This is a genomic window from Pseudomonas sp. PA-4-8C (assembly GCF_021606625.1).
Taxonomy (GTDB): Bacteria; Pseudomonadota; Gammaproteobacteria; order Pseudomonadales; family Pseudomonadaceae; genus Aquipseudomonas; species Aquipseudomonas lactis.
This window is the reverse complement of the sequence record NZ_WKCD01000002.1, coordinates 39,643-52,707: the sequence shown is the minus strand read 5'-3', so window position 1 is coordinate 52,707 and position 13,065 is coordinate 39,643. Positions and strand designations below refer to the sequence as shown.

General features: G+C 60.8%; 16 protein-coding genes. 9 read left to right on the top strand and 7 right to left on the bottom strand.

Going from position 1 to position 13,065, the window contains the following annotated elements; translation table 11 throughout:
- The first annotated feature begins 162 nt into the window (after window positions 1-162).
- The gene (locus GIW04_RS00865; RefSeq protein WP_003195747.1) at window positions 163-648 is read left to right on the top strand and encodes an acyl-CoA thioesterase; all 486 of its coding nucleotides are present in this window, start codon (window positions 163-165) and stop codon (window positions 646-648) included.
- A 133-nt stretch (window positions 649-781) separates the two neighbouring features.
- Here the strand turns inward: GIW04_RS00865 and pdxY are convergent, their stop codons facing one another.
- Complete coding sequence (gene pdxY / locus GIW04_RS00860; protein ID WP_003195749.1) at window positions 782-1,654, bottom strand: pyridoxal kinase PdxY; 873 nt, start codon at window positions 1,652-1,654, stop codon at window positions 782-784.
- Between the two features lie 117 nt (window positions 1,655-1,771).
- On the opposite strand from pdxY, the gene GIW04_RS00855 reads away from it, so the two are divergent.
- Window positions 1,772-2,167, top strand: coding sequence for a DUF3301 domain-containing protein (locus GIW04_RS00855; RefSeq protein ID WP_003195752.1), 396 nt, complete (start codon window positions 1,772-1,774; stop codon window positions 2,165-2,167).
- Here GIW04_RS00855 and GIW04_RS00850 read toward each other — a convergent pair.
- The 4 genes from GIW04_RS00850 to dksA are packed head-to-tail and all read right to left on the bottom strand — an operon-like array spanning window position 2,161 to window position 5,449.
- On the bottom strand, window positions 2,161-3,123 hold the full coding sequence (locus GIW04_RS00850; RefSeq protein ID WP_120247419.1) for a CobW family GTP-binding protein: 963 nt from the start codon (window positions 3,121-3,123) through the stop codon (window positions 2,161-2,163). The genes GIW04_RS00855 and GIW04_RS00850 overlap by 7 nt on opposite strands.
- Before the next feature lie 44 nt (window positions 3,124-3,167).
- Window positions 3,168-3,812: a DUF1826 domain-containing protein gene (locus GIW04_RS00845; protein WP_003195756.1), complete on the bottom strand. Its 645-nt coding sequence runs from the start codon at window positions 3,810-3,812 to the stop codon at window positions 3,168-3,170.
- Entirely contained in the window at window positions 3,812-5,017 is a 1,206-nt protein-coding gene (zigA, locus tag GIW04_RS00840; RefSeq protein ID WP_003195759.1) for a zinc metallochaperone GTPase ZigA, read from the bottom strand. The genes GIW04_RS00845 and zigA overlap by 1 nt, the downstream gene beginning before the upstream one ends.
- 27 nt (window positions 5,018-5,044) lie before the next feature.
- Complete coding sequence (dksA, locus tag GIW04_RS00835) at window positions 5,045-5,449, bottom strand: RNA polymerase-binding protein DksA (protein ID WP_003195761.1); 405 nt, start codon at window positions 5,447-5,449, stop codon at window positions 5,045-5,047.
- A gap of 126 nt (window positions 5,450-5,575) precedes the next feature.
- Here dksA and GIW04_RS00830 point away from each other — a divergent pair, with 126 nt between their 5' ends.
- The gene (locus GIW04_RS00830) at window positions 5,576-5,944 is read left to right on the top strand and encodes a hypothetical protein (protein ID WP_003195763.1); all 369 of its coding nucleotides are present in this window, start codon (window positions 5,576-5,578) and stop codon (window positions 5,942-5,944) included.
- Here the strand turns inward: GIW04_RS00830 and GIW04_RS00825 are convergent.
- A complete protein-coding gene (locus GIW04_RS00825) occupies window positions 5,941-7,152 on the bottom strand; it encodes an N-acetylmuramoyl-L-alanine amidase (protein ID WP_120247418.1) in 1,212 nt (403 codons plus the stop codon). The genes GIW04_RS00830 and GIW04_RS00825 overlap by 4 nt on opposite strands.
- Window positions 7,153-7,280: 128 nt before the next feature.
- On the opposite strand from GIW04_RS00825, the gene folE2 reads away from it, so the two are divergent.
- Genes folE2 through GIW04_RS00795 form a run of 6 tightly spaced genes read left to right on the top strand, consistent with a single transcriptional unit; the run spans window position 7,281 to window position 12,491 of the window.
- A complete protein-coding gene (folE2, locus tag GIW04_RS00820) occupies window positions 7,281-8,171 on the top strand; it encodes a GTP cyclohydrolase FolE2 (RefSeq protein WP_057710621.1) in 891 nt (296 codons plus the stop codon).
- Window positions 8,168-8,836 carry a metal ABC transporter ATP-binding protein gene (locus GIW04_RS00815; protein WP_120247417.1) on the top strand — a complete coding sequence of 223 codons (669 nt, stop codon included), beginning with the start codon at window positions 8,168-8,170 and terminating at the stop codon, window positions 8,834-8,836. Before folE2 ends, GIW04_RS00815 begins: the two co-directional genes overlap by 4 nt.
- Complete coding sequence (locus GIW04_RS00810) at window positions 8,837-9,703, top strand: metal ABC transporter permease (protein ID WP_003195772.1); 867 nt, start codon at window positions 8,837-8,839, stop codon at window positions 9,701-9,703.
- Between the two features lie 11 nt (window positions 9,704-9,714).
- A complete protein-coding gene (locus tag GIW04_RS00805) occupies window positions 9,715-10,593 on the top strand; it encodes a metal ABC transporter substrate-binding protein (protein WP_003195774.1) in 879 nt (292 codons plus the stop codon).
- Window positions 10,590-11,150 carry a gamma carbonic anhydrase family protein gene (locus tag GIW04_RS00800; protein WP_003195776.1) on the top strand — a complete coding sequence of 187 codons (561 nt, stop codon included), beginning with the start codon at window positions 10,590-10,592 and terminating at the stop codon, window positions 11,148-11,150. The genes GIW04_RS00805 and GIW04_RS00800 overlap by 4 nt, the downstream gene beginning before the upstream one ends.
- A gap of 3 nt (window positions 11,151-11,153) precedes the next feature.
- A complete protein-coding gene (locus tag GIW04_RS00795) occupies window positions 11,154-12,491 on the top strand; it encodes a dihydroorotase (RefSeq protein ID WP_003195778.1) in 1,338 nt (445 codons plus the stop codon).
- Here GIW04_RS00795 and GIW04_RS00790 read toward each other — a convergent pair.
- Window positions 12,488-13,009, bottom strand: a complete 522-nt coding sequence (locus GIW04_RS00790) for a DUF3617 domain-containing protein (protein WP_003195781.1) — start codon at window positions 13,007-13,009, stop codon at window positions 12,488-12,490. The two genes, GIW04_RS00795 and GIW04_RS00790, sit on opposite strands and share 4 nt — an antisense overlap.
- Between the last annotated feature and the right edge of the window lie 56 nt (window positions 13,010-13,065).

Sequence of the window (13,065 nt, the reverse complement as noted above, 5' to 3'; positions counted from 1 at the left end):
GCGACTTCTGCTGGAAAGCCGGTGCAATATATGGAAACAGATCGCTGCGCGCGTGACGGCAAGCCGCCTGACGGCGTCCCGTTAGGGATGGCGCTGCAAAGACTTTGAGTACCCGCAGAGGTGCCTTCCCCCCAACCAATGCCTACAACCCGTGAGTGTGCTATGGAACCCGGAAACGCCCAGCTGTCGATGACGGTACTGATGACCCCTGACATGGCCAACTTCTCTGGCAATGTGCACGGCGGCACGCTGCTCAAGTACCTCGACGAAGTGGCCTACGCCTGCGCCAGCCGTTATGCCGGTCGTTATGTGGTCACGCTGTCGGTGGACCAGGTGATTTTTCGCGAGCCGATTCATGTCGGTGAACTGGTGACCTTCCTGGCGTCAGTCAACTACACCGGCAATACGTCGATGGAAGTGGGCATCAAGGTGGTGACCGAGAACATCCGTGAACGCTCGGTGCGCCATACCAACAGCTGCTTCTTCACCATGGTGGCCGTGGACGACCAGCGCAAACCTGCCGCCGTACCGCCCTTGCAGCCGCAGAACAGCGAGGACAAGCGCCGCTTTGTGCAGGCTCAGCAACGTCGGCAGATTCGCCAGGAACTGGAAAAGCGCTACCGGGAAATCAAAGCCGACGCGCCGTAAACTCCAAGCGGCGAATCAACTCAAAAAAATGTGGGAGCGGGCTTGCCCGCGATAGCAGTGGTTCAGTCGACATCGCTTTGACTGAGATACCGCCATCGCGGGCAAGCCCGCTCCCACATTGGGTTTTGTGTGCTTACAGGCTGATCGGTGTGGCTTCGAAGCGCACACGAGGGTGGGCAATACGGTCCTGGGCCCGCACCAGTTCCAGTTCATAACTGGCGCAGGCCTGGGTTTCCAGCAGCACTTCATGCACGGCCGCAGCGGTGAACTCAAAAGCGGCCACCAGGCTATCCCCCAACAGTACCCGCGCCAGGAACAGCCCGGACGTCAGGTCGCCCACGCCCACTGGCTGACGCGGAAACGCCAGCAGGGGCCGACGCAAGTGCCAACTGCCGTCGGCCGTCACCAACAGCATTTCAAACCCTTCTGGCAGTTTGCCTGGGTAATCCAGGTGCTTGACCAGCACCGCCTTGGGCCCACGCGCCAGCAAGGCCTTGGCCATCGCCAGGCAATCGAACAGCGATTGCGGCTTGCGCCCGGCAAAGCTGTCCAACTCCAGTTGGTTGGGGCACAGGAAGTCCGCCATGGCGGCAGCCTCATCCAAAAGGAAATCGCTGACCTCCTGCGGCACGATGCAGCCCTTTTCCGGGTGGCCCATCACCGGGTCGCACAGGTACAGCGCCTTGGGGTTGATCGCCTTGATGCGCGCCACACCGCTGAGGATGGCGCGGCCCTGGTCTGCACTGCCCAGGTATCCGGACAGCACCGCATCACAGTTACCCAGCTCGCCGATCGCGGCAATGCCCTCCACCAATGCAGGAATTTGCTGCGGCGCCAGCACTTCGCCCGCCCACTGTCCATACTGTGTGTGGTTGGAGAACTGCACCGTGTTGAGCGGCCAGACGTTCACCCCGACCCGCTGCATGGGGAACACGGCGGCGCTGTTTCCGGCGTGGCCGAAGACCACATGAGACTGGATCGCAAGCAGGTGAGGTGTACGTTTCATGCGGGAGATTTCCGTAAAACCGTTGAATTTCTGGCCGAGCAGTATGCGACTAAACGCAGCCTGTACGACAGACCGGCGACACAGTTAAGCTGCGCTCACTTTGTTGGAGTTCATGGAATGCTGACCCTGGGAAACATCTTCGTCTTGATGCTGCTGGCCACCGGCGCCGCCTGGGTTTGGCACAACCACGGCCTGCGTGAACGGGCGTTGGCGCGGGTCAAGCAGCATTGCGCCAAGCTCGATATCGAGCTGCTTGACGGTGCCGTGGCGCTCAAACGCATCGGTTTCGTCAAGGATGCCAATGGCCGTCGACGCCTGGCGCGCATCTATAATTTCGAGTTTACGGTAACCGGCGAAACCCGGCATGCCGGGGTCATCACCCAATTCGGCGCCCACAGCGCGCAGATCGAACTGGCGCCCTACCCGTTCGAAACCAAAGAGCCGCTGCCCAGCGCCGAGATCATCGAATTGAGCCAGTGGCGCCAGGACCACGCCAGCAAGAAACATCAGTAACGGCAGGCTGCCAGGGCGCTCTGCAATGCGGCCACGTCCTGTGGTGCGCTGAAGATCAATTCAACACGTGAATCGCGCCGCCAAGCGCTGGGTTGCCAGTGCAGTGGACTGTTATCCACCGCGTTGGCGGACACCCAGCCGTCAACACTGTGGATAACCAATTTGGCCCGGCGCCAGCCCAAACTCGATAGCCACTGATGCAGACGGCTAACATCGAATCGCTGGCTTGGGTGCCAGCGCCAGCCGATGCTCCAGCCGCCCTCCTGGCTCTGACTCAGACAGATCGGCAGCCCCGGGTCGCTCCAGATCGCCGGCATTTGCCCCACCGCTTCAGGAACGCCGAAATTATCCACAGCTACTTGGGCCTGTGCTTTCAAACCGGGCAACCGGTCGAGTGGCAGTTGCGCCTGGCGTGTCCAATGGAGCGGGCAATCGGGTAATTGCGCTTCAATCGCCTGACGTTGCGCTGCGGTCAGCGTCTCGTCCTTGTTCAGCACCAGCAGGCCGGCACTGGTCAACGCCTCCTGTTGTGCCTGCGGCAACGGCTTGCCGGCCGCCAGAGCCTGGGCATCGAGTACCAGCACACAAGGCTGTACCGCCAGCACGTTTTGCCATGGCGCCTGCCGCAGTTGCTTGAGCAATTGCGCCGGATGGCCCAGGCCTGAGGGTTCAATAAACAGCCGGTCCGGCTTGGCCTTACGCAACAAGCGGCCCAGCCCTACCTGGAACGGTGCGCCGTTCACACAACACAGACAGCCGCCCGCCACCTCGCCCAGGGCGATACCGTCATCGTCCTGGGTAAGTAAGGCAGCATCCAGGCCGATCTGGCCGAACTCGTTGATCAGCACCGCCCAGCGCTCGTTGGCCGGGCGCTGGGCAAGCAGGTGCTTGATCAGGCTGGTCTTGCCGGCGCCCAAGGGCCCGGCAATCACATGGGTAGGAATGTTCTGCAGCATAAGAGGCATGGTTCAGGCCGTTTAGAGCGTTTGATCCTACGCGGTTATGCCAGCCAATCCAGCGTCAGGATCAACCGTCGCTCATCGGCCTTGAGCGCCGGCGAGCGGTGGATCAGGCCATGCCCTTCATTGCCGTGCCATTTGGTGCCTTTGAGCAGCGCCACCTCACCGCAATGGATCTGCTCGATGCGCTCCGTGGGCTCGGCATCCACCTGGCTCAATGCGCGCCGGTCCATGACGCCTTCACGCAACCATTGGCTGCCGATACCGGCGTAGGTGGTGATCAGCCGAACCGGTACGTGATCGACGTGAAAACGCGGGCACATGGCCTTGTCCAATAGCCGTAGACGCACGCCGATGCGCTTGGCGCCCAGCAGGCAGGCGAATGCACTGATCAGCCACGACACATCGGCGATAAACCCATCGTAGCCTTCAAGATCGCGACAGCTGGACGCCAAACCCTGCAAGTTCGGCACGGAGTCTTCGCTAACCAACTCGACCACCAAGGACTCGGCCAACGGTTCATTGAGCGCCACCAGCAAAGCGCCAAACTCAGCGATATGCAGGGGCAGTTGGCGCTGCCAGATGGCCAGGTTGACGCCGTCATTGAGGATATCGGACAGCGCCAGCGGCGTTTCCCCATGTGTCTGGCGGATGACGGGGCGCAGGGGGATGACCGGGGCCAACATCAGGCGACCTGCTCATACCAAGGGCCAAACGGGTCGGGCAGCTGGCGCCAACCTTCGACACCCAGGGCCATTTCCTCATCGTTGAGCAAGCAGGCGTCCAGCTCGGTACGCATCTGGGCAAAGTCGATGTTTTGCCCGATAAACACCAGTTCCTGGCGGCAGTCACCGGTACTCAATTGCCAGTTGGCCATGATCGCCGCCACGCTTTCTTCGTCCTGCGGCCACTGGCTTTTCGGCACAAAGCGCCACCAACGCCCGGCAAACCCATGACGCATCAAGCCACCCGCCTGGGACCAACTGCCCGCATCCTGATGTTTGCTGGCCAACCAGAAGAAACCTTTGGAGCGCAACAGCTTGCCGTTGACCCAGGGGCGGTCGATAAAGTCGAAAAACCGCTGTGGATGGAAGGGCCGGCGCGCACGGTAAGCGGTGGACGCTATGCCGTATTCCTCGGTTTCCGGCACATGCTCACCGCGCAATTCCTGCAACCAGCCCGGGGCTTGGGCGGCGCGCTCAAAGTCGAAACGGCCGGTGTTGAGGATCTTGTTCAGCGGCACTTCGCCCATGACCATCGGGATGATTTCCGCCTGGGCGTTGAGGCGCTCGAGGATGGCCATCAGTTCTTCGCGTTCGCGGCTGCTGATCAGATCGATCTTGCTGATCAGGATGACGTCGGCGAATTCGATCTGTTCGATCAACAGGTCGGTGATGGAACGTTCATCTTCTTCACCGAGGGTTTCGCCCCGTGAAGCCAGGCTTTCGGCAGCCTGGTAGTCGAGCAGGAAATTCATACCGTCGACCACAGTGACCATGGTGTCCAGGCGTGCAATGTCGGCCAGGCTTTGCTCGTTTTCATCGCGAAACGTGAAGGTTTCGGCCACGGGCAAAGGTTCGGAAATACCGGTGGATTCGATCAGCAGGTAATCGAACCGGCCTTCCTTGGCGAGCTTTCCTACCTCTTCAAGCAAGTCTTCGCGCAAGGTGCAGCAGATGCAGCCATTGCTCATCTCCACCAGCTTTTCTTCCGAACGATTGAGCGTGACATCACGCTGCACTTCGCTGCCGTCGATGTTGATTTCGCTCATGTCGTTGACGATCACCGCCACTCGCAGGTTGTCGCGGTTACGCAGGACATAATTGAGCAGCGTACTTTTACCGGCACCGAGAAAGCCGGACAACACGGTCACAGGGAGACGATTGGGCATCAGGTATTCCTCATCAAGGTTGGCCGGTCAAACTGCCCGTTTATGGCGTTCGCGCAGCTCTTCACGTTCTTTGGCTTCGATACATAAGGTGGCGGTGGGACGCAGCAGCAGGCGTTGCAGGCCGATGGGCTCGCCGGTTTCACGGCACCAGCCGTATTCGCCACGGGCCAGCAACTCCAGGGCGTCGTCGATCTTGTCCAACAGCTTCTTTTCGCGTTCCAGCAGGCGCAATTGCCACTGGCGTTGTTCTTCGGCACTGCCGATATCCGCCAGGTCGCTGTTGGTTTCCTGCTCGCGCAGTGCCTGGAACTCAGCATCGATACGGGCTTGCAGGTCATCGCGCTGAGCCAGCAACAGCTCGCGGAAGAATCGCTGTTGGGCCTCATTCATGTAGTCGGCCGCTGGTTGGGCCAAAAGATCGTGTTCGGTCATGGGAAACGGTTCGCGGGTCGGTCTGTGCTTTTATGTTATAGTATAACAATACAAATAAGCCAATCCCTCTTGCTCGCCGCGACGAAGGGCGCAATGCTGGGTCCCCTGCCTATGTTGAGAACCTCGATGAAATACCTGCTGTGCGCGCTGCTATTGGCAACTGCCGGGCCTGCCTGCGCCCAGGCACCCAGCCTGTTGGCCAAATGCACACGCAGCGCCAACCTGCTGGCGTGTGTGGACCCGTTGGGCAATGCCTATAGCGTGGCGACCGTCGGCAGCACTACCTACCTGCGCGGTTTCGAAGTGATCGGCAAACGCTATTGGGCACAGACCAACAGCCGTTATGGGCAACTGACGTTTTTTACCGGGCTGGCATCGGATGGCGAGGCGTGGGTCGGCTACACGCGGCGCGTGGGCTGGACCACCCTTAACCGGTTTTCCAGCTCAGGGGGCGCCAGCGCCAAGTTCACTTGCAGCCGAATGACCGGCTGTTAGACCTGGCTGTTTTTCTGCGCCTGCACCCAGGCCATGTAGCTGTTCATGGGTGGGTTCTTCTGAAAGTAACGTTTGAGGCCTTCGAAAAGACCATCCGCCACCGCCTGTTGATGACGCACCGTCACCAGCCGCTGGGCGTCGCGCGCATTGGAGATGAACCCGGTCTCCACCAGAATCGAGGGTACGTCCGGTGACTTGAGCACGGCGAACCCGGCCTGCTCCACACGTTTCTGATGCAGGCTGGTGATGTTCTGCAGGCTGCCCAATACCGAGCTGCCCAGTTGCAGGCTGGAGGCGATGGTCGCATTCATCGACATGTCGAGAATGACCCCGGCCAGCATCGGGTCCTTGTCCTTCAGATTGAGTAAGGTGGTGGCGCCCAGCAAGTCGGCGCCATTTTCGCGCTGGGCCATGAAACGTGCCGTAGCCGAAGTAGCGCCCCCTTCCGACAACGCATACACCGAGGCGCCCGACGCGGTCAGCCGTGGCGCGGCGTCGGCATGCACTGAGATAAACATATCGGCCTTGTGCTGACGGGCGATGTCCACGCGCTTGCGCAGTGGCACGAAGAAGTCGTCGTTGCGCACCAGTTTTACGTCAAAACCCTTTTCGCGCTTCAAGCGTTTAGCCAACAACTGAGCAATCGACAGCACCACATCTTTTTCGCGCTGGCCCTTGGAGCCAATCGCACCTGGGTCTTTGCCGCCATGGCCGGGGTCGACCACCACGATGATGTCGCGCTTGGGATGCGCCTTGTCTACCGGCGTCACCAAGGGTGCCGGCTCTGCGGCGATTTGACGGGGCGCACGGGTCGCGTTGGTCAAATCCAGCACCAGGCGATGGCCTTGGCCATCCTGGGGCGGCAGCACGAAGCTGTTGAGCTGCATGGGCTCGACCAGGTCCAGCACGATGCGCGTATCGCTCTTGCCGAAATGCCCGGAACGGATCGAGGTAATCCCACTGTTCTTCAACGCCAATTGGGAAAAGTCGCCGCTGAGCCCGGCTCCACTCAAGTCGATGATCAAGCGGTCCGGTGAGGCCAGGGAAAAGGTCTTGTATTGCACCGGGCCGCTGAGGTCGAACACCAGGCGCAGCTTATCGTCCGAGCGCCACAGGCGTGCATTACGAATCTGTGTGGCGTAAGCCCCCAAAGGCAAGGTGAACAGAGGGCTGACCAGCAGCAGGTTAAGGAGCTGACGTCTGTGCATGACATATACCGCAGATAAAGGAGCGTCCCTACTCGATATGACTGAACAAAGGCTGGAGCAGAAAATTCATCGTAGCTCGCATTGTTATACTATAACATGTCGAATTATTTCCAACGATGGACCTGCTTATGAACGCGCTGACTCTGCCGGATATCGCCGCGCAGGCTTCACGCCAAGCCTTGCCACTCGACTGGGTGGGGATGTGCGGCATCGCCTTGCCGATCCTGATTGACGGTCAACACCTGACCGCCACCGCCGACGCGGGTGTAAGCCTGGACGACGGCACGGCCCGTGGCATTCATATGTCACGCCTGTACCTGGCCCTGGAAATGCTTGATCAACAGCCGCTGACATCGGCACTGCTGCGTAATGTACTGCAGCGTTTTCTCGACACACATGAAGGTTTATCTAAGAACGCATACCTGCGCATCCACACCCAGCTGCTGCTTAAACGCCCTGCCCTGGTCAGCCCATTAGCCGGCTGGAAGACCTACCCCGTGAGCATCGAAGCGCGCCTGGAAAACCAGATGTTCCACGTGGAACTAAAAATTGACGTTACTTATTCCTCAACCTGCCCTTGCTCCGCCGCCCTCGCCAGGCAGTTGATTCAGCAGCAATTTGTCGATGATTTCGCCAATACGCCGTTGCAGCACGAAGCGGTGCTGGCCTGGCTTGGCAGTGCCAACGGCATCGTCGCCACACCCCATAGCCAACGCAGCAGCGCGCAGTTGCACGTTCAGTTGCAAGGTACTGACCTGCCGATAGTCGACTTGATCAACGCTGCCGAAGCCGCGCTCGGCACCGCCGTACAAACCGCGGTGAAACGCGCAGACGAACAAGCCTTCGCCCTGGCCAACGGGCAGAACCTGATGTTCTGCGAAGACGCCGCTCGCCGCCTACACCTCGCCTTGAAACGCTCGGATGCCATCAACGCCTTCCACCTCAAAGTGATCCACGCCGAAAGCCTGCACGCGCACGATGCCGTGGCTGAAAGCCGCTGGACGAGAGCTTCTGCATGATCACCTGCAACGCGTTGTGCTGGGGTGCCCCCGGGCAACCGCTCACCCCGGCACTGAATTTGACCCTGCAAAAAGGCAGCCTCACCGGCATCATCGGCGCCAACGGCACGGGCAAGAGCAGCCTGCTCAAAGTCATCGCCGGCCTGCAAAAGCCTTTGGCGGGAAAAGTCATCGTGGATGTTCCACGCCGTGGCGGCCTGGCCTTCTTGCCCCAGCAGCAACACTTGGACCGCCAGTTTCCTATCAGCCTGCAAGAACTGGTGGCTGCAGGTTTTTGGGGCACCCAACACACCGCTCAACAACGCAGCCAACGCCTGCAAGCGGTGCTGGAAGACTGGTGTCTGATTGGCCTGGAACACCGCCCCTTGATGGCACTGTCCGGCGGCGAATTGCAGCGCGCCCTGCTGGCACGCATGAGCCTGGCCGAGGCGCCGGTTCTGCTACTCGACGAACCTCATGCAGCCCTCGACGAGGACGGCCAGGCGCTGTGCTGGAAACACATCCATGCCTGGCACAGCGAAGGCCGCACCCTGGTGATCGTCTGCCATGACCTGGCCTCCGTGCGTCACCACACCCAGCACGTACTGCAGATCAAAAACACCGGCTGCCTATTTGGCCCCAGCAAAGAGCTGATCCGCCCGCAACCGCAGATGCAGGTGGCCTGAATGCACTTCACTGCCCACTTGTGGCTGCCGTTTCATGAGTTCGTTTTTATGCGCCGCGCACTCATCGGCGGTTTGGTGCTCGCTTGCAGCACCGCGCCGCTGGGGGTGTTTCTGATCCTGCGGCGCATGAGCCTGATCGGTGATGCGGTAGCCCACGGCATCCTGCCCGGCGCCGCTCTGGGTTTCTGGTTCGCCGGCCTGAGCCTGCCCGCGCTGACCCTCGGCGGCCTGGGTGCGGGACTGAGTATGGCCGGCCTGGCTGCGTGGATCACCCGCCGCACCGGGCTGCGCGAAGACGCCAGCCTCGCGGCCATCTACCCCATTTCTCTGGCCGCCGGCGTGCTGATCCTGGGCCTTGCCGGCAAGCGCCTGGACCTGCTGCACCTGCTGTTCGGCTCTGCCCTGGCCGTGGATCAAACCACCCTGACCGGCATGCTCTGGGTTTCGGGTTTCAGCCTGATCGCCATGGCGCTGATCTACAAACCGCTGCTATTGGACACCCTCGACCCGCTGTTCCTGCAAACGGTCAGCCGCCTCGGCCCCCTCGCCCATGGCGTATTCCTGACCCTGGTGGTGCTGAACCTGGTGATCGGTTTCCAGGCCATCGGCGCGCTGATGGTGGTCGGTTTGATGATGTTGCCGGCCATCGCCTCACGCTTCTGGAGTCGACGCCTGCCGGTGTTGATCGCAGTATCGGCGCTGCTGGGCTGCCTGTCGGTATGGTTGGGCTTACTGCTGTCGTTCTACTACTCACTGCCCAGTGGGCCGGCAATCGTGCTGGTGGCGGGCGCTGGGTATTTGTTGTCCGTGGTGTTCGGTCCGGTGCACGGTTTGTTGCGCCGCCCGCCTTTGCTCACATCCCAATGAGGTGTTTCCCCATGCGCGCTCTACTCGTGCTGTTCAGTCTGCTGCTACCGCTGTCGATGGCTCACGCGGCAGACAAACTCCAAGTGGTCACCAGCTTCAGTATTCTCGATGACATCACCCACCAGATCGGTGGGGAGCATATCCAGATCAGCAACATGGTCGGCCCGGACGCCGATGCTCATACCTATGAACCCACGCCGGATGACGCCAAGGCACTGCTCAAGGCCAAGGTCATCATCAAGAACGGCCTGGGTTTCGAGCCGTGGCTGGACCGCCTGGTCACCAGCACCGAAACCAAGGCAACGGTGGTCACCGCCAGCAAAGGCGTGATTTCCCACACCATGGACGAGGATGGCGAAACCATTCCCGACCCGCATGCCTGGCACAACCTGGCCAATGCCGAGATCTATGTGAGCAACATCACCAAGGCCCTGGTGGCCGCCGACCCGGCAAACAAGACCGCCTACCTGCGCAACAGCCAGGCCTACCTCAAACAAATCCATAGCCTGCTGGAAGAGGCCAAAGCCAAGTTCGGCGCCCTGCCACCGGGTAACCGCCGCATCGTCACCTCCCATGACGCCTTCGGCTACCTGGGTCAGGCCTATGGCATCCAGTTCCTCGCGCCCCAGGGCTTGTCCACCGAACGTGACCCTTCGGCTGCTGAAGTTGCCGCGCTAATCACCCAGATTCGCAAGGACAAGGTCAAAGCCGTGTTCATGGAAAACATCAAAGACTCACGCCTGCTCAAGCAGATCGCTGACGAAAGCGGCGCACAGATCGGCGGCACGCTGTACTCCGACGCCCTCGCCGCAGAAGGCCCGGCCAGCACCTTTCTCGGGCTGTTCGAATACAACCTCAACACCCTGTGCGCCGCACTGAGCCAGCCATGATCCGCAAAAATCCTTCCGGCGACCTGCCGGTGATTGCCGAATCGGCCTACGTCGACAAGACCGCGATCATCTGCGGCAAAGTCATCATCGGCGAGAACGTGTTCGTTGGCCCTTACGCCGTGATCCGCGCCGACGAAGTTGATGCCAGCGGCGCCATGGACCCGATCACCATCGGCGCCAACTCCAACATCCAGGACGGCGTGGTCATCCACTCCAAGTCCGGCGCAGCGGTGACCATCGGCGAATTCACCTCCATTGCTCACCGCTCCATCGTCCACGGCCCCTGTACGGTGGGCAACCGCGTGTTTATTGGCTTCAACAGCGTGCTGTTCAATTGCGCCGTGGGCGATGGATGCGTGGTGCGCCACAACTCGGTGGTCGACGGCCGCGACCTGCCCGCCGCGTTCTACGTGCCCTCCACGACGCGTATCGGCCCCAACACGGATCTGTCGCAGTTTCCGCCGGTGAGTGTCAGCGCCTCGGAGTTTTCCGAAGACGTGGCACGCACCAACGTCGACCTGGTACGCGGCTACAAAGCCCTGCAAAACGAGTTCTGAACCATGAGCCGCCTGCTGATCCGCAACGCCCGCCTGGTCAACGAAGGCCAGGTATTCGACGCCGACGTACTGATCGCCAATGGCCGTATCGAGAAGATTGCCACCAGCATTCAAGGCGATAACGAACCAGTGGAAATCGATGCCAACGGCCAGTGGCTGCTGCCAGGGATGATCGACGACCAAGTGCATTTTCGCGAACCCGGCGCTCCGGAAAAAGGCAGCTTCTACAGCGAGTCCCGCGCGGCGGTGGCCGGTGGCATAACCAGCTTCATGGACATGCCCAACACTCACCCGGCCACTTTGAGCCTGGAAGCCCTGGCCGATAAAAAGCGCCGTGCGGCACTGCATTCAGTGGCCAACTACGGCTTTCACTTTGGCGTGAGCAACGACAACCTCGACACCGTCGCCGCCCTCGACCCCCGTGAAGTGGCTGGGGTCAAAGTGTTCATGGGCGCCTCTACCGGCAATATGCTGGTGGACGACCCGCGCATTCTGAAGCGTCTGTTTGCCGAGGTGCCAACCATCCTGCTCGCTCACTGCGAACACACACCCAGCATCCTCGCCAACGAGCAACGCCTGCGCGAGCGCTTCGGCGAGCATATTCCCGCCGTGGCTCATCCGCTGATCCGCGATGCCGAGGCCTGTTATCGCTCGTCATCGTTTGCCGTGGAATTGGCCAAACGCCATGGCACGCGCCTGCATGTGTTGCACCTGACCAGCGCTCGCGAACTGGCGCTATTCGAAGACAAGCCCCTGGCCGACAAGCACATCACCGCCGAGGTCTGCCTGCACCACCTGCTGTTCGATGACCGTGATTACCACCGCCTCGGCCACCAGATCAAATGCAACCCGGCAATCAAGACCCGCGCCGACCGCGACGCGCTGCGCCTGGCGTTATTGAGTGATCGTCTGGATGTGATTGGCAGTGATCATGCGCCGCACACCTGGGCGCAAAAACAGTTGGGCTATCGTGACGCACCGTCAGGGCTGCCCCTGGTGCAGCATGCCTTGCCGGCGTTACTGGAATTGGTGGCCGACGGGCATTTGCCCCTCACCACATTGGTCGCCAAGACCAGCCACCGCGTGGCCGACCTGTTTGCCATTGCTGATCGCGGCTACGTGCGTGAAGGCTATTGGGCCGACCTGGTACTGATCAAACCGGAGCCTGCCGGCAAGCCGGTCAGCAGCCAACCGGTTCTCGCCCGCTGCGGTTGGACGCCCTTTGCAGAGCGCAGCTTTCGCCACAGCGTGAGTACAACGTTGGTCAGCGGCCACCTGGCCTGGCACAACGGCCAGGTGGTCAACAGTTGCCAGGGCTTGCCCCTGCAGTTTGGGCGTTAAGCGCGGGGTTTGACCGTACCGCAATCGTTGCCCAGCCACTGGGCATGGCTATCCAGGCTACCTTTTTGCTGGATACCGGTGGCATTGAACGTACCGTTGACGCTGGTGGTAAATTCTTTCTGGCTCTGGAACGTTGCTACCCCAGTACCCTGGGCTTTCGGGCAACTGAAGCGGAATTTCCACTGGTTGCCGCTCTTGTCGGTGACTTCCTGCTTGCAGCCCGATTGAGGGTCAGTCAGTGGGATCGAGTCGGAGGCAACCTGGGCCGGGGTCAGGCACACCTGCACGCCTTTACCGGCCATGTTGATGCCTTGCTTTTCGAGCATGGCGCGCTGTTCAGGGGTCATCTGTTGCTTGAGCTGACCGAGGATCAGCGACAAGTCCGGCAGGTCCTGGTTATCGACTTTCATATTGCTGGTGGTCAATTCCCACAAGCCCGGCGCCAGCATCTGCGCCTGCGCCGCCACAGGCAGCGACAAACCAACAACCATGGCCAAACCAAGCAGACGAGCATTCATCGGGTAACTCCTGGGTAATTGTGGGCGTTAGACGTCGCAAAGCAGCCAGCGTTGCA

Bases quoted from the DNA above. Each gene is read 5' to 3' on its own strand.
- GIW04_RS00845 (WP_003195756.1), bottom strand. From the start codon at position 3,812: ATGTTGGCCCCGGTCATCCCCCTGCGCCCCGTCATCCGCCAGACACAT.
- GIW04_RS00855 (WP_003195752.1), top strand. From the start codon at position 1,772: ATGCTGACCCTGGGAAACATCTTCGTCTTGATGCTGCTGGCCACCGGC.
- GIW04_RS00795 (WP_003195778.1), top strand. From the start codon at position 11,154: ATGAGCCGCCTGCTGATCCGCAACGCCCGCCTGGTCAACGAAGGCCAG.
- GIW04_RS00865 (WP_003195747.1), top strand. From the start codon at position 163: ATGGAACCCGGAAACGCCCAGCTGTCGATGACGGTACTGATGACCCCT.
- pdxY (WP_003195749.1), bottom strand. From the start codon at position 1,654: ATGAAACGTACACCTCACCTGCTTGCGATCCAGTCTCATGTGGTCTTC.
- GIW04_RS00790 (WP_003195781.1), bottom strand. From the start codon at position 13,009: ATGAATGCTCGTCTGCTTGGTTTGGCCATGGTTGTTGGTTTGTCGCTG.
- folE2 (WP_057710621.1), top strand. From the start codon at position 7,281: ATGAACGCGCTGACTCTGCCGGATATCGCCGCGCAGGCTTCACGCCAA.
- GIW04_RS00805 (WP_003195774.1), top strand. From the start codon at position 9,715: ATGCGCGCTCTACTCGTGCTGTTCAGTCTGCTGCTACCGCTGTCGATG.
- GIW04_RS00850 (WP_120247419.1), bottom strand. From the start codon at position 3,123: ATGCTGCAGAACATTCCTACCCATGTGATTGCCGGGCCCTTGGGCGCC.
- GIW04_RS00810 (WP_003195772.1), top strand. From the start codon at position 8,837: ATGCACTTCACTGCCCACTTGTGGCTGCCGTTTCATGAGTTCGTTTTT.
- GIW04_RS00830 (WP_003195763.1), top strand. From the start codon at position 5,576: ATGAAATACCTGCTGTGCGCGCTGCTATTGGCAACTGCCGGGCCTGCC.
- dksA (WP_003195761.1), bottom strand. From the start codon at position 5,449: ATGACCGAACACGATCTTTTGGCCCAACCAGCGGCCGACTACATGAAT.
- GIW04_RS00815 (WP_120247417.1), top strand. From the start codon at position 8,168: ATGATCACCTGCAACGCGTTGTGCTGGGGTGCCCCCGGGCAACCGCTC.
- zigA (WP_003195759.1), bottom strand. From the start codon at position 5,017: ATGCCCAATCGTCTCCCTGTGACCGTGTTGTCCGGCTTTCTCGGTGCC.
- GIW04_RS00825 (WP_120247418.1), bottom strand. From the start codon at position 7,152: ATGCACAGACGTCAGCTCCTTAACCTGCTGCTGGTCAGCCCTCTGTTC.
- GIW04_RS00800 (WP_003195776.1), top strand. From the start codon at position 10,590: ATGATCCGCAAAAATCCTTCCGGCGACCTGCCGGTGATTGCCGAATCG.